Here is a 20,988-nt window from a genome sequence, read left to right as displayed (position 1 = left end):
AGGACAGAGGGGGGTGGCTTGGCGCAACCATCGAAAACTTTACTTGCTCATCGCCGCCAGCCACTCATCCACCCAGGCCTTGCGGTTGGCCGCGACCTCTTCGGGGCTGAAAAGCAGGGTCTTGGTCGGCTTCACCAGTCTGTCGAAGGCCGGGTTGAGCGGCTTGTCGGTCTTGCCGGCCGGGAACATCCAGTTGGTTTCCGGGATGACGTCCTGGAATTTCGGCCCGGTCATGAAAGCGATGAACTTTTCCGCCAGTGGGTTCTTCGCGCCGGTCGTGGTGATGCCGGCAACCTCGATCTGCAGGTATTCGCCCTCCTCGAAGGAAGCCGCCTGGTAGCGCTCGGTCTTTTCGGCGACCATATGGTAGGCCGGCGAGGTGGTGTAGGACAGCACCATCGGCGCTTCGCCCTTGGTGAACAGGCCATAGGCTTCGCTCCAGCCAGGCGTCACCGTGAGCACCTTTGACTTGAGCTTGGCCCAGGCTTCCGGCGTCCTGTCGCCGTAGACCGACTTCACCCAGAGCAGCAGGCCAAGGCCCGGCGTCGAGGTGCGCGGATCCTGGATGACGATCTTGTCGGCGGCGCTGCCCTCGACCAGTTCCTTCAAGCTCTTCGGCGGGCTCTTCAGCTTCTGGGTATCGTAGACGACGGCGAAATAGCCGTAGTCGAAGGGCACGAAGGTGTCGTCCTTCCAGCCGCCGGGCACGTTTATGTCAGCGACCGCGCCATGCGGCGCGAACAAACCGGTCGCCTTGGCGTCCGCCGTCAGGTTGGTGTCGAGCCCGAGCACGACGTCGGCCTTGGTGCCGGCGCCTTCCAGCTTGACGCGGTTGAGCAGCGCCACGCCGTCGGCGACCGAGACGAATTCGAGATCGCAGCCGCATTCGGCTTCGAATTCCTTCTTCACCGCGGGCCCCGGACCCCAGTCGGCGGTGAAGCTTTCATAGGTGTAGACGGTGAGCTTGTCCTTCGCCTCGGCAGGCCCGACGCCCGCCAAAAGCGAAACCAGGCCCGTTGCGAGAATAAGCTGGGACAATAGTGAGCGCATCGGCGCCTCCTTCGTTCGCGTGACAAGGAATTGAGGCGCCGGATGGTCCGAAACGTCTAATCCCTCCGCCGGTACAAACCGGATCAGGTTCAGCGGGTTGGCATTGTCGCCTCTCAGCCGGTTCGCAAAGTCAGCGTCCGGCACCCCGTTAGAGCACTGCGAGACATAGGCCCGGCCGAAGCGGCGCGCAAGCGGAAGTTGCCGGGCATCCAGTTGCATCGCCGCTAACTCCGGAACGCTGCTCCGTTGCGTTTGGATGCGCCCGGCTTCCGTTTCGCGGGCAGGGCTGGTAAGGGCGACGCCCATGGGCACATTCACCATCCTGCTTGGCGGCGAACTCGTCCGCACGCCTCGACTCGAGCGCCAGATCGAAGGCTCTCGCGTCATCGCCGCCGACGCCGGCATCGGCCATGCGCACATGCTCGGCCTCGTGCCGGAGCTCTGGGTCGGCGATTTCGACTCGGTGCCGGCGAACCTGCCGGATGATCTCGCCGCCGTCCCGCGTAAAATCTTTCCGGCCGAAAAGGACATGACCGATGGCGAGCTCGCCATCGCCGAGGCGCTTGCGCGCGGCGCCACCAGCCTGGTGCTGGCCGGCGCCTTTGGCGGTAAGCGCGCCGACCATGCCTTCCTGCATCAGGCTCTCAGCGTGCGGCTGGCCGAGGCGGGCACGACGGTGCTGCTGACCAGCGGCGCGCAGGAAGGCGTGCCCGTCCTGCCGGGCAAAGCCAGTTTCGACTACGCCGACGGCACGCTGTTCTCGGTGCTCGGCTTCTCCGACCTCGCCGGCCTGACGGTCACCGGCGCCAAATGGCCGCTCGACCGTGTCGAGGTGGCGTTCGGCTCCTCGCTCACTATATCAAACGAGGTCAAAGGGCAGCTTGGCATCGCGCTGGAGCGCGGCCGGGCGCTGCTGCTCGCCCACCCCTATCCTCTTCCCGAAAGCTGACATGGCGCCGCCACTCCTCAATCTCGACGGCATTAAACTGACCTTCGGCGGCACGCCGCTGCTCGACGGCGCGGCGCTGAGCGCCTCCGCCGGCGAGAAGATCGCGCTGGTCGGCCGCAACGGTTCCGGCAAGTCGACGCTGCTCAAGATCGCCGCCGGGCTGATCGAGCCGCAGGACGGCGAGGTCTTTCGCCAGCCTTCGGCCACGGTTCGCTACCTGCCGCAGATGCCCGACATGGATGGCTTCGCCAGCGTGCGCGCTTATGTGGAGGCCGGCCTTGGGCCGGCCGACGACCCGCATCGCGCCACCTATCTGATGGACCATCTCGGCCTCAGCGGCGAGGAACGGCCGAACGACCTTTCCGGCGGCGAGGCAAGACGCGCCGCGCTTGCCCGGGTGATGGCGCCGGAACCCGACATCCTGCTGTTGGACGAGCCGACCAACCATCTCGACCTGTCGGTCATCGAATGGCTGGAAGAGGAGCTCGCCCGCACCTCATCCGCCGTGATCCTGATCTCGCACGACCGCCGCTTTCTCGAGCGCGTCTCGCGTGCCACAGTCTGGCTCGACCGCGGCCAGACGCGGCGGCTGGACAAGGGATTTGCGCATTTCGAGGAATGGCGCGACCAGGTGCTGGAAGAGGAAGAGCGCGAGCAGCACAAGCTCGGCCGCCAGATCGTGCGCGAGGAGCATTGGCTGCGCTATGGCGTGACCGCCAGGCGCAAGCGCAACATGCGCCGCCTCGGCGAGCTGCAGGCCATGCGCCAGCGCTTCCGCAGTCATCGCGGCGCCGAAGGCACGGCCACCATGCTGGCGAGCGACGCCGCCGAATCCGGCAAGCTGGTGATCGAGGCCAAGAACATCGAGAAGAGTTTCGGCGGCCTTGCCGTCGTCAAAGGCTTTTCGACCCGCATCCAGCGTGGCGATCGCGTCGGCCTGGTCGGGCCGAACGGCGCCGGCAAGACGACGCTGTTGAAGATGCTGACCGGCGAGCTGGCCCCGGATGCAGGCTCGGTGCGGCTCGGCGTCAATCTGGAGATCGCCACGCTCGACCAGAAGCGCGAGGCCGTCGACCCGCAGGAGACGCTGGCGCATTATCTGACCGACGGACGCGGCGAGAACCTTCTGGTCAACGGCGAGCAGCGCCACGTCGTCTCCTATATGAAGGATTTCCTGTTCAAGCCGGAGCAGGCGCGCACGCCGGTGCGCGAGCTTTCGGGCGGTGAACGCGCGCGTCTTCTGCTGGCCCGCGTGCTGGCGCGGCCGGCGAACCTGCTTGTGCTCGACGAGCCCACCAACGACCTCGACATGGAGACGCTGGAACTGCTGCAGGAGCTGGTCGCCGGCTTTGCCGGAACGGTCATCCTGGTCAGCCACGACCGCGACTTCCTCGACCGCACGGTCACCAGCGTGATCGCCCCCGACCGCGGCGGCCGCTGGATCGAATATGCCGGCGGCTATTCCGATATGCTGGCGCAGCGCGGCGGCTCCAGGCTGGAGGACCGCAGGGCAAGGCCCAAGGTCGAAACCGCCGACGCAAGCGCCGCGCCGAAGGCCGAACAGGCCGCCCCGAAAGGCGCGGCGAAGAAGCTTTCGTTCAAGCAGAAATTCGCGCTGGAATCCCTGCCGAAGAAGATCGAGGCGGTGACGGCCTCGATCTCGCGGCTGGAGAACAATATCGCCGATCCGTCCTTCTACGAGCGCGACCCGGTCTCGTTCCAGAAGACCATCGCCGCGCTGGACAAGGAGCGCACCACACTGGCGGCACTTGAGGAAGAGTGGCTGGAACTGGAGATGCTGCGGGAAGAGATGGAGGGCTGAGGCCGAGCAATGCCCGCTCGTTGCCGCAATAAGGAAATGCGCATATAGTATACGCATATTGCGGAGACCATCATGCGCAAGATAGCCGCAAATGCGGTCCGTCAACCGGCAAATCTGTCGATCGATTCACAGCTCATGAAGGAGGCAAAGGGGCTTAACGTGAATGTCTCTCGTGCCGCCGAAGCCGGCATCGCCGAAGCCGTGGCCGTTGAGAAAACGCGGCTTTGGAAGCTTGAAAACCGCGCCACGATGGACTCCTGGAATGACTATGTCGAAAAGCATGGCATTCCGCTCAAAGAACATCGGCAGTTCTGATGGCGCGCTATGACGTCTTCGCCGCCGGCGGCATAGAAGGCGGCTACCTTCTCGACGTTCAGTCCGATCTCCTCGACAACTTCAAGACACGAGTGGTCGTTCCGCTTCTGCCGCTCGCGTCAGCCCCGCCGCCAATGCGGAAGCTGCACCCCGTCTTCGAAATCAATGGGCGAAAGCTGGTCATGGCCACCCATCTGATCGCCACGGTGGCCGCGACAGAGCTCGCGGAGAACAGAACCAATCTCGCCAACCATCACGACGAGATCGTCGCCGCACTCGACATGCTGTTTCAAGGATTTTAAGCCGGCGAAAACCGCTCTTATCCAGACGTCTTCGCCGCCCAAGCCTTCAGCGCCTCGTCAAAAACCTTCTCGCCGGGGATGCCCTTTTCCATGGTGAGCAGGGCGCGCCGTCCGGTCTTGTAGACCACCGGAACGTCGATCCAGTCCTGTCCCCTGAGCAGCGTCAGGTTGGCGTCCTCGTCGGCCTTGGTGTCGTTGAGCGCGACGAGGAAGAAGCCGTCGGCGATCTTGGCCGGAATGCCGATCAGCGGACTGCCGGCGTCCTGTTCGGAACTCTTCATGGCGATGCGCAGGATGTTGTCGACGCCGCCGCCATCAAACCCTTCCGGCGTCAGGAAGATCATCTCGATGATGTGGCTCGCCGGCAGGGTCTGGTCCGTGTTGCGCCGGATCGTCATGCGGAGCTGGATGTCCTTGCCGGGAATGGTTGCCTCGGCGCGGATCGCCGGCTCCGGCGGCAGGTCGCCGCCCGGCGATTCCTGCACCAGCGACCAGACGATGCTGCCGGGCTCCGCCGTGCCCTGCTGCGTGCTGGTGCGCTCCTCATAGAAGATCGCCTTCTGGCCGACCGGCACGGTCGCTTGCGCCGTCGCAGGTGCCGGCGCTGCGCCAGCGGGGGGTGGCGTTGCGCCGGCGGCAGGCGGTGTGGTCCCCGCTGCAGGGGGTGTGGTCCCGGCGGCCGGCGCAGGCGGATTGGCGGCAGCACCGGAAGGCGGCGTTCCCGCGGTAGGCGGTGTCGCGGCCGGCGTTTGCGCAGCCGGTGGCGTGCCGGCAGGGGCCGGCGGAGTAGTCGTCGCCGGCGCGGCCGGCGGCGGTGTGGTCAGCGCGGCGACGGATTCGCCCTCGCCGATGGTGCTCTGCCCACCGGCCGGACCGGGATCGGTCTCCTTGCCCTCAGGCGTCAGGCGCTGGGTGAATTTCGCTGTCTCGGCTGGCTCATTGGCAGCCGTCGCGTTGTTGCCCGCGGCGGGCGGCGCGGCTGCCGTCTCGGTGGCCGGTTTTGCTGGAGCGGGCTTGACCAGAGGCTCGGTCGAGACCGTCTTGCTGCCACCGCCTTTCAAGCCGAGCATCGAGCTGAACGCATCCTTGTTCAGCCAGATGCCGTAACCGCCCCCGCCCAGCACCAGCAACGCGACAACGGTCGCGATCAACCCGCCATAGCTGCGCTTGCGTGGCGGCGGCCGCAGCCGCTGGAAAGTGTCTGCCGCCGGCTGCTCGTCATTGGCGAAGACATCGCCGTCCTCCGGCTCGGCGGCGTCCGTGCCGGGCAGGCCGACATCGTCCTCGCGCGGCGAAGGCATCGGCGGTGGCGCCGAAGGCACTTTGTGCCAGCCGCCGGGCTCCGTCTTCGTTGCCCCTTGCCAGCTCGGTTCCGTCTTTGATGCGCTTTGCCAGTTCGGTTCCGTCTGCACCGGCGCCGGCGCCGGCTTGAACGGCTCAGGCTTGGCAGGTTCGGGCTTCGCCATCGGCGGCTGCCGGACATGGCTCGGCTGGTTCTTGTTGCGGTCGATCGACGAGAAGATGTGCTCCAGCTCCGCCAGTGGATCTTCCGCCGGGACGGGCTTGGGCGCCGGAGCTGGCTTGGTGTACTCCCGCTCGACGCTGGAAATCGCGTCTTCCAGCGAGCGTTTCTGTTTGCTGACGATATCGGGCGCCAACGGCGGAGAATACTCCGCGAGCTTCTTCACCAGTGCCGTACGAACGTTCTCGTAGATCCGCTTGCGAAGCTCGGACGAGGGCTCGCCGTGCTTCTCAAGCTGCTTTTTCAGAACACTAACGAAATCTGCCATGCGTCAGTTGACCTGCATTCTTTCCCCGGCGCACAAATCAGCTGTTACGCCGGGAAGGGCTGTGAAACTAGTCTTGAAACGGATCGGTCACAAGTATCGTGTCGTCCCGCTCCGGGCTGGTGGAAAGCAGCGCAACCGGGGCGCCGATCAGCTCCTCGATGTAGCGGACATATTTGACCGCTTGCGCCGGCAGATCGTTCCAGCTCCTGGCGCCGGCCGTCGTCCCCTTCCAGCCTTCGAGCGTCTCATAGACCGGCTCGACGCGCGCCTGGGCGCCCTGGCTGGCCGGCAGATAGTCGATCATTTCGCCATCGAGGCGATAGCCGGTGCAGACCTTGATCTCGTCCAGCCCGTCGAGCACATCGAGCTTGGTGAGCGCGATGCCCTTGATGCCGTTGACGGCGACGGCCTGGCGCACCAGCACCGCATCGAACCAGCCGCAGCGGCGCTTGCGGCCGGTGACGACGCCGAATTCGTGGCCGCGCGTGCCGAGGAACTCGCCGATCTCGTTCTGCTGTTCGGTCGGGAACGGGCCTTCGCCGACGCGCGTCGTATAGGCCTTGGTGATGCCGAGCACATAGCCGATCGCGCCTGGGCCGGTGCCGGAGCCGGCGGCCGCCTGTCCCGCCACCGTGTTGGACGAGGTGACGAAGGGATAGGTGCCATGGTCGATATCGAGCAGCGTGCCCTGCGCGCCTTCGAACAGGATGCGCTCGCCGGCGCGCCTTTTGTCGTCGAGCACCTTCCAGACGCGGTCCATGTAAGGCAGGATCTCGCCGGCCACCGAGGTCAGCTCCTGCATGATCGCCTCATGCGTCGCCTCGGCATGGCCAAGCCCACGGCGCAGCGCATTGTGGTGCGTGAGCAACCTGTCGACCTTCAGGGGAAGCGTTTCCAAATCCGCCAAATCCATTACCCGGACGGCGCGCCGGCCCACCTTGTCCTCGTAGGCGGGGCCGATGCCGCGGCGGGTCGTGCCAATCTTGGTTCCGGAATTCGAGGCGGCGTCTTCGCGGAATCCGTCCAGCTCCCGGTGCAGCGACAGGATAAGCGCGGTGTTTTCGGCTATTTTCAGGCTTTCGGGCGTCACGTCCACGCCCTGTTCCTTGAGCTTCTTGACTTCCGCGACGAAGGCATGCGGATCGAAGACGACGCCGTTGCCGATGATCGACAGCTTGCCCTGCCTGACCACGCCGGACGGCAGCAGCGACAGCTTGTAGACCTTGCCGTCGACGACCAGCGTATGACCGGCATTGTGGCCGCCTTGGAAGCGCACGACCACGTCGGCGCGTTCCGACAGCCAGTCGACGATCTTGCCCTTGCCTTCGTCGCCCCATTGCGAGCCGACGACCACCACATTGGCCATGTTCTTTTCCCTTGAGATGCCGCCTTGGCGGCTTGAAACGACAGGCCTCTATAGACTCATGTGCCGGCCGATGCGACCCTTTCTTTGCCGCCGAAAACCCGAAACCGAAGGTCGGCGAACGCAAAAAGTGGGAACCGGTTTTCGGAAGAGATCATGCTCCAACCTAGTGTTGGATCAGGATGACTCAACAAATCGTCATCCTGATCCAGGCACAACAAATTCTGGCTTTCGCATCATTTACTTGGCCTTGCGGCCGCAATAGGCCGGCTTCGATCTTCGAACGCAGCTTCCGAGCCGGATTGAGCAATGCATCGAGCCGCCTATCTGTTCCTTCTCTCCACCACGCTGCTATGGGGCGGCAATTCCGTGGCCGGCAAGCTTGCCGTCGATCACGTGTCGCCGATGACGCTGGTCTTCCTGCGCTGGGTATTGGCGGTGCTGATCCTGCTGCCCGTCGGCTGGCGGGCGTTTCGCGAGGACTGGCCCGAATTGCGCCGGCATTGGCTGCTGCTCGCCGGCCTCGGCGCTTGCGGCTTCACGATCTTCAACGTCATCTTCTACACGGCGCTGAACTACACGACCGCCATCAACGTCTCGATCGAGCAGGCCGCCATACCGATCGTCATCATCCTTGCCAATTTCGTGCTGTTCCGCCTGCATGTGCAGCGGCTGCAGATCGTCGGCGTCGCGCTGACCACCGTCGGCGTCGCCCTCACCGCGAGCCACGGCGATCTCGGCCAGTTGCTGAAGCTCGAGCTTAATTTCGGCGACGCCATCATGCTGGTCGCGGTTGTCTGCTACAGCCTCTATTCGGTGGGGCTGCGTCTGAAGCCGGCCATTCGCTGGCAAAGCCTCATGCTGGCCTTGTCTTTCGCCGCGCTTTTGACCTCGGTGCCCTTCTTCGTCTGGGAAGTGGCGGCAGGCCGCGTCATCGTCCCGGACGCGCGCGGATGGGCGGTCGCATTTTACACCGCGCTCGGCGCCAGCGTCGTCTCGCAGATTTTCTATATCAGGGGCAATGAACTGATCGGGGCCAACCGCGCCGGGCTGTTCATCAATCTGGTGCCGATCTTCGGCACGCTGCTTTCGGTGCTGATCGTCGGCGAGCAGTTTGAGCTCTATCAAGGTCTTGCGCTTGTGCTCGTGCTCGGAGGCATCGCCCTCGCCGAATACAGCGGCAGAAAGGTGGCCGTCACGGCTCACGTCACGGGGAGCTGTCGGTCACACCACGTTTAATCAGAATGCCTTCGGGAGACCTGCCTGTTTCAGAATGGCATTTGCTGTGTGACGGGACTTGATGGCGTGATCCACGGTGACCTTGCGCCCGGAAATCGGATTGGTCCAAATTTCATGGTCGCCTTTACCCGAACGGAGAAACTGCCAACCGGCTTGCGACAAGAGCTTTTTCGTTAACGGGGCGAAATTATTCACCGCAGACAACTCGATATTTGAAAATGATTCCGCTCACTTTAAGCGGAAATTAATAAAAAATTCTTAAAAATCTATTAAATCGCAACTAACAGAGGTTAATACCTAGGCGGCGACTGTTTGGTGACTCCGCGCAATCAGCTCGATCTCGAACGGCCCTTCGTGGTCGCCGCCGAGCAGGTCAGGAACTAAAACCGCCAGTTTGTCCTGAAGCAGTTCTATCGTATCGGCTTCTGTTGCGAGCCCGATCTTTTCCCGGGACGACGCGACCCAAACCTTCGCGTCATCATCCCAGAATGCGTCGACCACGATCTTCATAGCGAACTCCTCGGTTGCGCCATATTAACGTATCAGGTCATAAACAAAAAGGCGCGGAACGGCCGCGCCTTTGCATGCCCTTTTGGGCCCGGATCACACACCGCCGACGTCGAAGTGCAGCGGCTTGGCCGAGTCGATCGACTGGTGCGCCCGCAGTTGATCCAGCACCTTCTCCGGGAACGGCGCGTCGAGATAGAGCAGTGCGATCGCATCGCCGCCCGGCCGGTTGCGGCCGAGCTGGAAGTTGGCGATGTTGACGCCGTTCTCGCCGCAGACGGTGCCGAGCAGGCCGATGATGCCGGGCGCGTCCGCGTTGGTGGTGTAGAGCATATGCTGGCCGACCTCGGCGTCGAGGTTGATGCCCTTGATCTGGATGAAGCGCGGCTTGTGGTCGGAAAAGCAGGTGCCGGCGATCGAGCGCGTCCTGTGCTCGGTCTTGACGGTCAGCTTGATGTAACCGTCGAAGACGCCCGATTTGTCACGCTTGACCTCGGCGACGATGATGCCGCGCTCCTTCACCATGATCGGCGCCGACACCATGTTGACGTCGGAGACCTGCGGCCGGATCAGGCCGGCAAGGGTGGCGCTCACCAGCGCGCGCGTGTTCATCGTCGCGGTCGAGCCGTCGAACAGGATCTCGACCTCCTTGATCGGATCCTCGGTGACCTGGCCGACAAAGGCGCCGAGCACTTCGGCGAGCTTGACGAAGGGTTTCAGCCGCGGCGCTTCCTCGGCGGTGATCGAAGGCATGTTGATGGCGTTGGAGACGGCGCCCTTGATCAGGTAGTCCGACATCTGCTCGGCGACCTGCAGGGCGACATTCTCCTGCGCCTCGGTGGTCGAGGCGCCGAGATGCGGGGTTGCCACGACATTCTCCATGCCGAACAGCGCGTTGTTCTCCGCCGGCTCGACCTCGAACACGTCGATGCCGGCGCCGGCCACCTTGCCGCTCTTCAGCGCCGCGACCAGGTCGGCCTCGACGACCAGCCCGCCGCGCGCGCAGTTGATGATGCGCACGCCGTCCTTCATCTTGGCGATCGCAGTCGCGTCGATGATGTTGCGCGTCTTGTCGGTCAGTGGCGTGTGCAAGGTGATGAAATCGGCACGAGCGAAGAGCTCGTCGATTTCCACTTTCTCGACGCCGAGCTCCTCCGCCCGGCTGTCCGACAGGAACGGATCGAAAGCCACGACATGCATCTTCAGGCCGACGCCGCGCGTCGCGACGATCGAGCCGATATTGCCGCAGCCGACGACACCCAGCGTCTTGCCGGTGATCTCGATACCCATGAAGCGGTTCTTCTCCCACTTCCCGGCATGCGTCGAGGCGTTGGCCTCCGGGATCTGGCGGGCCAGTGCGAAGATCATCGCGACGGCGTGCTCTGCCGTGGTGATCGAATTGCCGAAGGGCGTGTTCATCACGATGATGCCCCTGCGGCTGGCTGCCGGGATGTCGACATTGTCGACGCCGATGCCGGCGCGGCCGACGACCTTCAGCCTGGTGGCGGCGTTGATCAGCTTCTCGGTGACCTTGGTCGCCGAGCGGATGGCGAGGCCGTCATACTGGCCGATCACTTCGGCGAGCTTTTCCTTGTCCTTTCCGAGATCGGGCAGGTAGTCGACCTCGATGCCGCGATCCTTGAAGATCTGCACGGCGGTGGTTGAAAGTTTATCCGAAACGAGAACGCGGGGCGCCATGGCGGCCTCCTTGAAGGGAATTGAGTGTATTGGGAAATGGTGGCGGCCCGCGGGCCGCCACGGATTTCAGGCCGCTGCTTTCAGCGACGCCTTCTGCGCGGCGCAGGCCCAGTCGAGCCAGGGCAGCAGCGCTTCGAGATCGGAAGTCTCGACGGTGGCGCCGCACCAGATGCGCAGGCCGGGCGGCGCGTCGCGATAGGAGCCGATGTCGTAGGCGACGCCTTCCTTGTCGAGCGCCGCGACGATGCCCTTGGCGAACGCCGCCTGACCGTCGGCGTCGAGCGCCGCGACATCGGTATCGGTGAAGGACAGGCACACGGAAGTGTTCGAGCGTGTCGCCGGATCGGCGGCCAGATGGCCGAGCCATGGTGAATTGTCCACGAACCGGTCCAGCACCGCGGCGTTGGCGTCGGCGCGGGCGATCAGCGCCTCCAGGCCGCCGATCGATTTCGCCCACTGAAGCGCATCGAGATAGTCCTCGACGCACAGCATCGACGGCGTGTTGATGGTCTCGCCCTTGAAGATGCCCTCGATCAGCTTGCCGCCCGAGGTCAGGCGGAAGATCTTCGGCAGCGGCCAGGCCGGCTTGTAGGTTTCCAGCCGCTCGACGGCGCGTGGGCTGAGGATCAGCATGCCATGCGCGCCTTCGCCGCCCAGCACCTTCTGCCATGAGAAGGTCACGACATCGAGTTTTTCGAAGTCGAGCCTTTGCGCGAACGCCGCCGAGGTGGCGTCGCAGATGGTCAGGCCGCGGCGCGCGGCCGGAATGAAATCGCCGTTCGGCACGCGCACGCCGGAGGTCGTGCCGTTCCAGGTGAAGACCACATCGCGGTCGAAATCGATCTTGGTGAGATCCGGCAGTTCGCCGTAACCGGCCTCGAACCTGCGTATGTCGGCGAGCTTGAGCTGCTTGACGACATCGGTCACCCAGCCGGAGCCAAAGCTTTCCCAGGCGACCATGTCGACGCCGCGCTCGCCAAGCAGCGACCACAGCGCCATCTCGACCGCGCCGGTGTCGGACGCCGGCACGATGCCGATGCGGTAGTCGGCGGGAACCTTGAGGATCTCGCGCGTGAGCTCGATCGCCTGCTCGAGCTTCGCCTTGCCGATCTTGGCGCGATGGGAACGTCCGAGCGCGGCGGCTTTCAGCGCCTCGGCCGACCAGCCGGGGCGTTTTGCGCAGGGACCTGAGGAGAAATTGGGATTTGCCGGACGGAATCCAGGCTTGGTAAGCGTCGTCATCGTGGTCTATCCTTCCAGATAGTGGCCCCTCGTTGGGGAGGGGTGGCCCACGGACGGCGATATGCTTTCAGCCTTCCGGCGTCAAGAGCAAAGTTTTTGTCGCTGGCGGGATACTGGCTTCAATCTGCGCTTCGGCTCAAACGAGAACGACGGATCTCCCGGGATCCGCCGTCGGCATCTCCTGCTTGTGCCGCTCACCAGAGATCGTAGCGCAAGCCGAGCTTGACCTGGTGATTGCTGATGCCTTTGTGGACCGGGAACGAATTCAGGCTCGCGGCGGTGACGTATTCCGCATCGGGGGCGGAAAAATACTGGTAGCCCAGGTCGATCAGCACATTCTTCGAGACCTGGTAGGCAACACCCGCATTCAATGTATAGGCCAGCGAATATTTCGCCTTGGAGCTACGCTCGACAAAATCGTCGGTGTCGTCGCCATTGGCGGTAAAATAGCTCGCCGAGAGCTCGTATTTGCTTCGGACGATGCCGACGCCTGCGCCAACGTAAGGCGTGAAGCCGACATAGGTGCCGAGATCGACATAGCCGTTGAGCATGCCCGAGATCGCATGGTTCTTGAGGCTTCCGGATGCCACGGTCGGCTCTGCCGCGGTCGCCGTGTCATCATAGCTGAAGCTGAACTTGTTGCCGGGCAGATAACCGAGGTTGAGATCGGCGCGGAGATAATCGTTGAAATGATATCCGAAACCGATGCTTGCGAAATACGCGTCCTCGCTCTCGCTTTGACTGGCAGGCGTGAAGCTGAAGTCCTGGTCCCTGAAGCTCTTTTCCACCAGATAGGAAACATCGCCGCGCAGGTACCAGCCTGAGCCCACCTCGACCGGCTGATAGTCAGGGGCCTGGTTGACATAGATCGGCGGATCGTAGTCGGCCGCGAGCGCTGGCGTCAGCGGCAAAAGGGTTGCGGCAAGCGCTGACGCGATACGCGATTTGAGTGTCATGGTCCCCGGCTCCCGAAATTGGCGCCAGCCGCGAACGCGAGCGCCGTTTCAAGGAGCCATTGTTAACCATAGTGGTTAAGTGCCGGTTAAGGATAACGGATGGTTACCGAATTGATTTCGATGCGATTTTACCAGCCGCGCAAAAACGAAAACCGCCCGGCTGGCGCCGGGCGGTTCGCAAATCTCGGGATCGCAAGGGCGATTACTTGGTATAGATCGGCTCCGGCTCGGGCACATAGGGTTCCGGCGGCGGGGCGCAATCGGACCTGCCGAATTGATAGCGCAGACCGCCGCGCACTTCATGCACGTTGATGCCGCGGTCATACCCCGGGCCGACATTGCTATCCGAAGCATATTCGAACATCTTGCCGCCATTGATGTGGCTGTAACGGTAGCCGACATCGAGCTTGACGCGATCGGTCAGGCAGTAGGAGGCACCGGCCATAAGAGCATAGGCGAAGCGCCAGCCCTTGCCGCCCTGATGGAAGAAATCGCCGTCGTCGTCGCTGTTGTGCAGCGTGTCCCACTTGACCCATGCGCCGCCGATGCCAGCGCCGACATAAGGCGTGACACCATGCCAGGTGCCGATGTCGACATAGGCGTTGGCCAAAAGCAGCAGCGCCGAATAGGACGAGGTGTCGGTCGATACGCAGGGTACGCCGCCGCCGCAGAAGCCGACCGTTGAACCCCGGAAGTTGGACTTGCCCATCCAGTCTGCGGTTAGGTCGGTGCGGAAATACTGATTGACCTGATAACCGATACCGGCACCGGCGGAGAAGGCGCCTTTCAGCTTGCCGCTGGCGAAGCTACCCTGGGTCTGGGGTGCCGCGCCGTAAGTGATGTAGTCGCCACCGCGGAAGCGCGACCAGTGATAGTCGATATCGCCGCGGATATACCAGCCGCCGAAGTCGACCGGCTGCGCCTCCACGACCGGCGGCGGAGCTTCCTCGACCGGTGGTGGTTCCGCAATATCCGCGGCGAACGCCGGTCCGGCCAAGCCCGCGAACAGCGCGGCAAACAATGCCATTCTTGCTGTATTGAACATGCTGTCACCCCTAAGAAGCCTCGGGACGACACCGCCCGAAGATGAACCTCGGCGTGGATAATGAATTGCAAAGGTTAAAAGCCGTTTAACCGTACCGATTAACCACGAATCTATACAATTTTAGAGGGTATGCCGTTGTCCGGGCGCCGCGGGCGCACGAAAAAGCCCGCCGGGCGGCGGGCTTCCGAACGCGATGGGCGGTTGCCTGTTTTACGCAATTCCGGACGGAAAACCGTTACACTTTTCCTGGAATTGCGCTTGCGGCTCCGTCAGGCGGCGCTGCGGGTTTCCGAGATGATCCCGACAATGTCGTTGACCACGGTCTCGACCAGTTGCGGATCGTCGCCTTCGGCCATGACGCGGATCAGCGGCTCGGTGCCGGAAGGCCGGATGACGAGGCGGCCGGCCTTGCCCAACCGGTTGCGAGCATCCTCGATCGCCGCCTTGACCGGCGCTTCCTCCAGCGGCTTGCCGCCGGAGATGCGGACATTCTTCAGAAGTTGCGGCACCGGTTCGAACTTCTTCGACAGCTCGCTGACCGGCCGGTTCTGCCGCTTGATGCAGGCCAACACCTGCAGCGCTGAAACCAGGCCGTCGCCGGTGGTCGAGAAATCGGACAGCACGATATGGCCAGACTGCTCGCCGCCGACATTGAGGCCGTGCGCGCGCATATGCTCGACGACGTAGCGGTCGCCGACCTTGGTGCGGTGCAGCTGCAGCTTCATGTCGCCGAGGAAACGTTCGAGGCCGAGATTGGACATCACCGTGGAGACGACGCCGCCGCCGGCCAGCCGCCCGTTCTGGTGCCAGGATTCGGCGATCAGCGCCATGATCTGGTCGCCGTCGACGATGGCGCCGTTCTCGTCGACGATGACCACACGGTCGGCGTCGCCGTCGAGCGCGATGCCGATATCGGCGCGCACCTCATGCACCTTCTTCTGCAGCCCGGCCGGATGGGTCGAGCCGCACTCCTTGTTGATGTTGAAGCCGTTGGGCTCGACATTGATGGCGACCACTTCGGCGCCGAGCTCCCATAGCGCCTCGGGCGCCACCTTGTAGGAGGCGCCGTTCGCGCAGTCGACGACGATCCGCAAGCCCGAGAGCGACATCGAGCGCGGCAGCGTGCGCTTGGCGAATTCGATGTAGCGGTCATGCACGCCATCGACGCGTTTGGCGCGGCCCAGCCCGTCTGAATCGGCAAGCGCAAGCTCGATGTCCTTGTCGAGCATGCCTTCGATGCGCTCCTCGATCTCGTCGGAGAGCTTGTAGCCATCGGGGCCGAACAGCTTGATGCCGTTGTCGTAGTAGGGGTTGTGCGAGGCCGAGATCATCACGCCGATGTCGGCGCGCAGCGAGCGCACCAGCATGGCGACCGCCGGCGTCGGTATCGGTCCGAGCAGAAACACGTCCATGCCGGCGGCGCACAGGCCCGACACCATCGCGTTCTCGATCATGTAGCCGGAAAGCCGCGTGTCCTTGCCGAGCACGACGCGGTGCCGATGATTGCCGCGCTGGAACGAAAGCCCGGCGGCCATTCCGACCCGCATGGCAACCTCGGCCGTCATCGGAAATTTGTTGGCGCGTCCGCGGATGCCGTCGGTGCCGAAATACTGCCCTGCCATGCTTGCCAATGTCCCCGTCGGTTTTTCAGCCGCCCGTATTGCCACAATTGGGCCGCATCCGATCATCACATTTCGTGATTATATATTACCATTCCTTAGAAAATCATTGTCGCGGGCGGGTCAAGTGATTCGACAGCCTACCATGCCCCCTCACTGTAGCGGCAATATACCAGCCGGGGCGAGCTTTTCTGCCCAAAACCGCCTGGCAAAACCTTGTTTACGCGACCGACGCCAAGCAATTCGTCACCTTATCGGGAGGAACACACTTTGTGAGGGCATCCGCGCCGGAAGCATCTGGCGCAGTCTGAAGTTGAGAGCTATTGATTTGGTATAGGGACACCACCTGGCGGCAGCAAGGGAGAAAACGCCATGCTTATTCATAGACTTGCAACATTGACGGGCATCGCCGTCGCAACCTTGTTCCTGGCGGCGCCGGCCAACGCGCTGACCATGGCCGAGTGCAGCACCAAGTATAACGCGGCCAAGGACGCCGGAACGCTCGCCGGCCAGACCTGGAACCAATTCCGCAAGGCGCAATGCGGCAGCGACGCCTCCGCCGCGACCGACACCAAGGCGGCGACCGATACCAAGGCGGCTGACACCAAGCCGGCCAAGAAGGCCAAGGACACGACCGCCGCGGCCGACGACAGCTCGGCCAAGGGCCTGACCGCCAAGGAATGCAGCACCAAGTATCAGGCCGCCAAGGCTGCCGGCACACTGAACGGCATGAAGTGGAACGACTTCCGCAAGACCGAATGCGCCGCCGGCGCCACCGCCGCTGCGACCGACACCAAGCCCGCCAAGGCGACCAAGACCGAGACCTCGACGGCGGCTGCAGCCGACGGCGGTAAGGGCCTGAGCATGGCCGAATGCAGCACCAAGTATCAGGCCGCGAAGACCGCCAACAAGCTCAACGGCATGAAGTGGAACGACTTCCGCAAGGCCGAGTGCGGCGCCGGCGCCGCCGACGACGACACCGTGCCGGCTCCAACGGAAGCGACTTTCACCAAGGAACCGGCGAAGCCGACCGCGGCCGCCCCGAAGGGCGTGACTTTCCCGACCGCTATCTCGCCGAAGTTTGCCACCGAGACCCCGGCCAAGGGCCGCATGCACACCTGCCTCGAGCAGTACTACGCCAACAAGGACGCCAACACGCTGAACGGCCTGAAGTGGATCCAGAAGGGCGGCGGCTTCTACAGCCTCTGCAACGCCAAGCTGAAGAGCTGACCTCTTAGTCACATCTTCCAGAGAAGGGCCCGCGCATCGCAAGATGCGCGGGCTTTTTTTGGGATTTGTTTGGTCTCGCGTGACCGTCAGGGCCAAATCTGGGCCATAGGTCGAAGCCGAGGCGACAATCCGATTTCCCCCTCGTGGGACCCACAAGGGGAAGATTGCATGCTCCACCGTCTTCGCCAATCACCATCGCTGAGATTGTTGGCGCCGTCGCTAAAACTGCCAATCTCCCCCCTTGCGGGGGAGATTGGCTGTCACCCCGACTTTCGCCAATCGCCAGCGTTGCAAATACCAGATCGAGGGCCGGCAATCCCTGCGATCCCCCAAAGCAAAACGCCGCGGTTTGATCCGCGGCGTTCCAAAGTTCCTTTGTTCTCTTCGAACTCAGCCCTGCGGCTGCGGCTCCATGCCGCCTTCGGGCTCGGGGCCCTTCTTGCGGCGGCCGCCGGTGCCGGCCTTCGGCACGGCCGAGCCGCGGCTGGGCGGGGTGTCGTCGCCGAGGTCGCGGGCGGGCTTGTGGCCGGCGATCAGCTGCTTGATCTCCTCGCCGGTCAGCGTCTCGTATTCGAGCAGCCCTTCGGCCAGCGCGATCCAGTCCTTCTTCTTCTTGGTCAGCACGGTCTTCGCGGTGGAATAGGCGTCGTCGATCAGCCGGCGCACCTCGGCGTCGATGATCTGCGCCGTCTCTTCCGAGATGTTCTGCTGGCGCGCAACCGAATGCCCGAGGAAGACCTCTTCCTGGTTGTCGCCATAGGCGACATGGCCGAGCTTGTCGGAGAAGCCCCAGCGCGTGACCATGGCGCGCGCCAGCTTGGTCGCCTGCTCGATGTCGGAGGAGGCGCCGGAGGTGATGTTCTCCTTGCCGAACTTGAACTCCTCGGCGACACGGCCGCCCATCATGATCGCGAGCCGCGAGATCATGTACTTGTAGCTCATCGAGTAGCGGTCGCCTTCCGGCAGCTGCATGACCATGCCGAGCGCACGGCCGCGCGGAATGATGGTCGCCTTGTGCAGCGGGTCGGCCGTCGGCACGTTGAGCGCCAGAATGGCGTGGCCGGCCTCGTGATAGGCGGTCAGTTCCTTCTCGGCCTGCGTCATCGCCGACGAGCGGCGCTCGGCGCCCATCATGATCTTGTCCTTGGCGTCCTCGAACTCGGCCATGGTGACGAGCCGCTTGTTGCGGCGCGCCGCCATCAGCGCGGATTCGTTGACGAGGTTCATCAGGTCGGCGCCGGAGAAGCCCGGCGTGCCGCGCGCGATCACCTTGAGGTCGACATTGGGCGCCAGCGGCACGTTGCGCACATGCACCTTGAGGATCTTCTCGCGGCCGACGATGTCGGGGTTCGGCACCACGACCTGGCGGTCGAAGCGACCGGGCCTGAGCAGCGCCGGATCGAGCACGTCGGGCCGGTTGGTGGCGGCGATCAGGATGATGCTTTCGTTGGACTCGAAGCCGTCCATCTCGACCAGCAGCTGGTTCAGCGTCTGCTCGCGCTCGTCATTGCCGCCGCCGAGGCCGGCGCCGCGATGACGGCCGACCGCGTCGATTTCGTCGATGAAGATGATGCAGGGCGCGTTCTTCTTGGCCTGGTCGAACATGTCGCGCACACGCGACGCGCCGACGCCGACGAACATCTCGACGAAGTCCGAGCCGGAGATGGTGAAGAACGGCACGTTGGCTTCGCCGGCGACAGAGCGGGCGAGCAGCGTCTTGCCGGTGCCGGGCGGGCCGACAAGCAGCACGCCGCGTGGGATCTTGCCGCCGAGCCGCTGGAACTTCTGTGGATCGCGCAGGAATTCGACGATCTCCTCGAGATCCTCCTTGGCCTCGTCCACGCCGGCGACGTCCTGGAAGGTGACGCGGCCGTGCGCCTCGGTGAGCAACTTCGCCTTCGACTTGCCGAAGCCCATCGCGCGGCCGGAGCCGGACTGCATCTGGCGCATGAAGAATATCCACACGCCGAGGATCAGGATCATCGGCAGCCACGAGATCAGATAGCCGAACAGCGAGTTGGAGCCGTCGGTTTCAGGCCGCGCGTTGATGGTGACGTTCTTGTCCTGCAGCCTCGAAACCAGCGACGGATCGCCGGGCGAATAGGTCTGGAAGCCGTTGGCGTTGTCCGTGTAGTTGCCCGAGATGCGGGCGCCGGCGATGGTCACGCTCTTCACCCGGCCGGACGCGACATCCTGCAGGAACTGCGAATAGGCAACCTCGCTTGAGGCGCCGCGCGTCTGCGGCGTCTGGAAAAGATTGAACAGGGCGATGAGCAGGACCGCTATGATCGCCCAGAGCGCAAGGTTGCGATAATTCGGATTCATCTATTGTCCTGTTGGCGTCCGCATGCGGACCCACGATGATGATGGAGGCTTGGGCCTAACATAGGGAGAGCGCTTCCCCTTGCCAAGCATAACAGCACGCCTCGGTTAAGCTTTCGCCCATGCTCCATCGCGATCATGGCCGCGGAAAGGCAAAGGCGGCAGCGGCGGCGCGCCAATCAGCGCGGCGACTGCCGCGGCGACCAGCAAATCGAAGGACGGCAGGAAGCGGGCGAAAGGCGACACCACCGGCACGCTGGCCATTGGCCGCGGCACATCACCGCCGCCAGCAAAATCAAGACGTTCAGCGCCGCGCCACAATGCGGGTTCGGCGGCGAGCGCCCTGCGTAGCAGGCTTGCCGGAACGTCGCCCTCCCGGACGGATCGTTTGGCAACGACGGCCCCCATGGGCGCGATCACCAACCCGCCCGACCTGTCGCTCAATGTGATCCGGCGCCGGCCGTCCCAAAGGGCCTGATCCTGCGCCGGAACGGCGGCGGGCAGATTGCGCGCCTCGCGGTGAAGGAAGATGCCGCTCCGGCGCGCATCGACCACGGTCCGCGACAATGTGGCGCAAAGCGTTCCGGACCGAAGACGCTCGAACAGCGCCCGGCAACGCGCCTGATCGACAAGGAACGAGACGCCGCCGACCGTGGCGAGCAGGATGCGCAGCGCATAGACGGCCGCCTCGCTGTCTTCACCATGAGCGAAAACGCGATCGAGGCGGATGAGCCCCGAAGCCGGCCTGTCGGCAAAAGCGCGGATCAGCGCGGCCGCGCGGCGGCCGAGGTCGTCGCGTTCGGCGGCCGCCTGTCCGGCCTTTGCGATTGCCTGCGCGAAGCGCGCCTCGCCGTCGTCGCCGGCAAGCGAGATGCGCATGCGCGGCCGCTCGAAACGCTGGTCGACATTGGTCGGATCCTCGATCCAGCCGATGCCGCGGCGCTTCAGCATCGCGCGCAGTGCCGCCCGGCGCGTGCCGAGCAGCGGCCGGGCGATACATGTGCGCCAGTCGTAGAGCGTGACGGGCGCCATGCCGGCGAGGCCGCGACCCTCCTCGCTCGACTCTTCTTCGCCGGCCCTTTCATCGCGGGTCCCTTCGGCGCGGACTTGCCGCATAAGAACCGTCTCTGCCTGGTCGTCGGCGGTGTGGCCGGTTACCACCACGCGGATGCCTTCCGCTTCGGCCGCCTCGGCCAGCAGCCGGTAGCGCGCCTCGCGCGCGGCGGCTGCCAGGCCGGTCGTCGGCTTGCGCCCGGACCAGACCAGCGTGCGGTGCGCGATCCCATGCTCGGCGCAGACGCTCGCCACGGTTTGCGCTTCCGCTGCCGAACCTGGTCTGAGGTCATGATCGATCGTCACCGCGAGCAGTTTTGCCGCGGGCAGGGTTCGGTCGAGATGATGTTTGAGGAGAAAGAGAAGGGCGGTCGAGTCGCTGCCGCCGGACACGGCTGCAACGGCGCCGTTGGAAAAGTCGAAGTCTGAGAAAAAGCGATCCGAAATGTCAGGCTCGGTGTCGAGCATCGGCGCATGTCGCCCAAG

At 64.0% G+C, this 20,988-nt stretch carries 18 protein-coding genes and 1 riboswitch; of the genes, 6 read left to right on the top strand and 12 right to left on the bottom strand.

The features are described 5' to 3' along the window. Positions 1-39: 39 nt before the first annotated feature. Entirely contained in the window at positions 40-1,050 is a 1,011-nt protein-coding gene (thiB, locus tag EJ071_RS08440; RefSeq protein WP_126097470.1) for a thiamine ABC transporter substrate binding subunit, read from the bottom strand. Between the two features lie 43 nt (positions 1,051-1,093). Further along, positions 1,094-1,208, bottom strand: a riboswitch (TPP riboswitch). A gap of 146 nt (positions 1,209-1,354) precedes the next feature. On the opposite strand from thiB, the gene EJ071_RS08435 reads away from it, so the two are divergent. From EJ071_RS08435 to EJ071_RS08420, 4 genes are all read left to right on the top strand, one after another. Continuing rightward, positions 1,355-1,999 (top strand): thiamine diphosphokinase, encoded by a 645-nt coding sequence (locus EJ071_RS08435; protein ID WP_126097469.1) that lies wholly within the window; start codon positions 1,355-1,357, stop codon positions 1,997-1,999. A 1-nt stretch (position 2,000) separates the two neighbouring features. Beyond that, positions 2,001-3,821, top strand: a complete 1,821-nt coding sequence (locus EJ071_RS08430; protein WP_126097468.1) for an ABC-F family ATP-binding cassette domain-containing protein — start codon at positions 2,001-2,003, stop codon at positions 3,819-3,821. 72 nt (positions 3,822-3,893) lie between these two features. Next, complete coding sequence (locus EJ071_RS08425) at positions 3,894-4,136, top strand: type II toxin-antitoxin system CcdA family antitoxin (RefSeq protein ID WP_126097467.1); 243 nt, start codon at positions 3,894-3,896, stop codon at positions 4,134-4,136. Then, entirely contained in the window at positions 4,136-4,438 is a 303-nt protein-coding gene (locus tag EJ071_RS08420; RefSeq protein WP_126097466.1) for a CcdB family protein, read from the top strand. The genes EJ071_RS08425 and EJ071_RS08420 overlap by 1 nt, the downstream gene beginning before the upstream one ends. Positions 4,439-4,455: 17 nt before the next feature. Here EJ071_RS08420 and EJ071_RS08415 read toward each other — a convergent pair whose 3' ends face one another. Further along, positions 4,456-6,228 (bottom strand): hypothetical protein, encoded by a 1,773-nt coding sequence (locus EJ071_RS08415; RefSeq protein ID WP_126097465.1) that lies wholly within the window; start codon positions 6,226-6,228, stop codon positions 4,456-4,458. A 67-nt stretch (positions 6,229-6,295) separates the two neighbouring features. Continuing rightward, entirely contained in the window at positions 6,296-7,594 is a 1,299-nt protein-coding gene (locus EJ071_RS08410; protein ID WP_126097464.1) for an adenylosuccinate synthase, read from the bottom strand. Positions 7,595-7,900: 306 nt separating this feature from the next. Here EJ071_RS08410 and EJ071_RS08405 point away from each other — a divergent pair, with 306 nt between their 5' ends. Beyond that, positions 7,901-8,830, top strand: coding sequence for a DMT family transporter (locus tag EJ071_RS08405; RefSeq protein ID WP_126097463.1), 930 nt, complete (start codon positions 7,901-7,903; stop codon positions 8,828-8,830). Here EJ071_RS08405 and EJ071_RS08400 read toward each other — a convergent pair whose 3' ends face one another. From EJ071_RS08400 to glmM, 7 genes are all read right to left on the bottom strand, one after another. Beyond that, on the bottom strand, positions 8,831-9,025 hold the full coding sequence (locus tag EJ071_RS08400) for a type II toxin-antitoxin system HicA family toxin (protein WP_126097462.1): 195 nt from the start codon (positions 9,023-9,025) through the stop codon (positions 8,831-8,833). It abuts the gene before it with no gap. A 102-nt stretch (positions 9,026-9,127) separates the two neighbouring features. Next, positions 9,128-9,340 (bottom strand): DUF1902 domain-containing protein, encoded by a 213-nt coding sequence (locus EJ071_RS08395; RefSeq protein ID WP_126097461.1) that lies wholly within the window; start codon positions 9,338-9,340, stop codon positions 9,128-9,130. A 93-nt stretch (positions 9,341-9,433) separates the two neighbouring features. Beyond that, complete coding sequence (gene serA / locus EJ071_RS08390) at positions 9,434-11,035, bottom strand: phosphoglycerate dehydrogenase (protein WP_126097460.1); 1,602 nt, start codon at positions 11,033-11,035, stop codon at positions 9,434-9,436. A 66-nt stretch (positions 11,036-11,101) separates the two neighbouring features. Next, positions 11,102-12,277: a phosphoserine transaminase gene (locus tag EJ071_RS08385; RefSeq protein ID WP_126097459.1), complete on the bottom strand. Its 1,176-nt coding sequence runs from the start codon at positions 12,275-12,277 to the stop codon at positions 11,102-11,104. Positions 12,278-12,471: 194 nt separating this feature from the next. Then, entirely contained in the window at positions 12,472-13,233 is a 762-nt protein-coding gene (locus tag EJ071_RS08380) for an outer membrane protein (protein WP_126097458.1), read from the bottom strand. 202 nt (positions 13,234-13,435) lie between these two features. Then, positions 13,436-14,278 (bottom strand): outer membrane protein, encoded by an 843-nt coding sequence (locus EJ071_RS08375; protein ID WP_126097457.1) that lies wholly within the window; start codon positions 14,276-14,278, stop codon positions 13,436-13,438. Between the two features lie 269 nt (positions 14,279-14,547). Next, positions 14,548-15,900, bottom strand: a complete 1,353-nt coding sequence (gene glmM / locus EJ071_RS08370) for a phosphoglucosamine mutase (RefSeq protein WP_126097456.1) — start codon at positions 15,898-15,900, stop codon at positions 14,548-14,550. A gap of 369 nt (positions 15,901-16,269) precedes the next feature. Between glmM and EJ071_RS08365 the strand changes: the two genes are divergently transcribed. Further along, on the top strand, positions 16,270-17,127 hold the full coding sequence (locus EJ071_RS08365) for a hypothetical protein (protein WP_126097455.1): 858 nt from the start codon (positions 16,270-16,272) through the stop codon (positions 17,125-17,127). A 390-nt stretch (positions 17,128-17,517) separates the two neighbouring features. Here EJ071_RS08365 and ftsH read toward each other — a convergent pair whose 3' ends face one another. After that, positions 17,518-19,452 carry an ATP-dependent zinc metalloprotease FtsH gene (gene ftsH, locus EJ071_RS08360; protein WP_126097454.1) on the bottom strand — a complete coding sequence of 645 codons (1,935 nt, stop codon included), beginning with the start codon at positions 19,450-19,452 and terminating at the stop codon, positions 17,518-17,520. A gap of 105 nt (positions 19,453-19,557) precedes the next feature. Beyond that, positions 19,558-20,970 carry a tRNA lysidine(34) synthetase TilS gene (tilS, locus tag EJ071_RS08355; protein ID WP_126097453.1) on the bottom strand — a complete coding sequence of 471 codons (1,413 nt, stop codon included), beginning with the start codon at positions 20,968-20,970 and terminating at the stop codon, positions 19,558-19,560. Positions 20,971-20,988: the final 18 nt, after the last annotated feature.

It is taken from the genome of Mesorhizobium sp. M1B.F.Ca.ET.045.04.1.1 (assembly GCF_003952465.1).
In the GTDB taxonomy this organism is placed as follows: Bacteria; Pseudomonadota; Alphaproteobacteria; order Rhizobiales; family Rhizobiaceae; genus Mesorhizobium; species Mesorhizobium shonense.
The sequence above is the reverse complement of the archived record's forward strand: the minus strand, read 5'-3'. Positions and strand labels throughout refer to the sequence as shown.

Excerpts from the sequence above, each read along its gene's own strand:
- thiB (WP_126097470.1), bottom strand. The coding sequence starts at position 1,050 with ATGCGCTCACTATTGTCCCAGCTTATTCTCGCAACGGGCCTGGTTTCG.
- EJ071_RS08435 (WP_126097469.1), top strand. The coding sequence starts at position 1,355 with ATGGGCACATTCACCATCCTGCTTGGCGGCGAACTCGTCCGCACGCCT.
- EJ071_RS08430 (WP_126097468.1), top strand. The coding sequence starts at position 2,001 with ATGGCGCCGCCACTCCTCAATCTCGACGGCATTAAACTGACCTTCGGC.
- EJ071_RS08425 (WP_126097467.1), top strand. The coding sequence starts at position 3,894 with ATGCGCAAGATAGCCGCAAATGCGGTCCGTCAACCGGCAAATCTGTCG.
- EJ071_RS08420 (WP_126097466.1), top strand. The coding sequence starts at position 4,136 with ATGGCGCGCTATGACGTCTTCGCCGCCGGCGGCATAGAAGGCGGCTAC.
- EJ071_RS08415 (WP_126097465.1), bottom strand. The coding sequence starts at position 6,228 with ATGGCAGATTTCGTTAGTGTTCTGAAAAAGCAGCTTGAGAAGCACGGC.
- EJ071_RS08410 (WP_126097464.1), bottom strand. The coding sequence starts at position 7,594 with ATGGCCAATGTGGTGGTCGTCGGCTCGCAATGGGGCGACGAAGGCAAG.
- EJ071_RS08405 (WP_126097463.1), top strand. The coding sequence starts at position 7,901 with ATGCATCGAGCCGCCTATCTGTTCCTTCTCTCCACCACGCTGCTATGG.
- EJ071_RS08395 (WP_126097461.1), bottom strand. The coding sequence starts at position 9,340 with ATGAAGATCGTGGTCGACGCATTCTGGGATGATGACGCGAAGGTTTGG.
- serA (WP_126097460.1), bottom strand. The coding sequence starts at position 11,035 with ATGGCGCCCCGCGTTCTCGTTTCGGATAAACTTTCAACCACCGCCGTG.
- EJ071_RS08385 (WP_126097459.1), bottom strand. The coding sequence starts at position 12,277 with ATGACGACGCTTACCAAGCCTGGATTCCGTCCGGCAAATCCCAATTTC.
- EJ071_RS08380 (WP_126097458.1), bottom strand. The coding sequence starts at position 13,233 with ATGACACTCAAATCGCGTATCGCGTCAGCGCTTGCCGCAACCCTTTTG.
- EJ071_RS08375 (WP_126097457.1), bottom strand. The coding sequence starts at position 14,278 with ATGTTCAATACAGCAAGAATGGCATTGTTTGCCGCGCTGTTCGCGGGC.
- glmM (WP_126097456.1), bottom strand. The coding sequence starts at position 15,900 with ATGGCAGGGCAGTATTTCGGCACCGACGGCATCCGCGGACGCGCCAAC.
- EJ071_RS08365 (WP_126097455.1), top strand. The coding sequence starts at position 16,270 with ATGCTTATTCATAGACTTGCAACATTGACGGGCATCGCCGTCGCAACC.
- ftsH (WP_126097454.1), bottom strand. The coding sequence starts at position 19,452 with ATGAATCCGAATTATCGCAACCTTGCGCTCTGGGCGATCATAGCGGTC.
- tilS (WP_126097453.1), bottom strand. The coding sequence starts at position 20,970 with ATGCTCGACACCGAGCCTGACATTTCGGATCGCTTTTTCTCAGACTTC.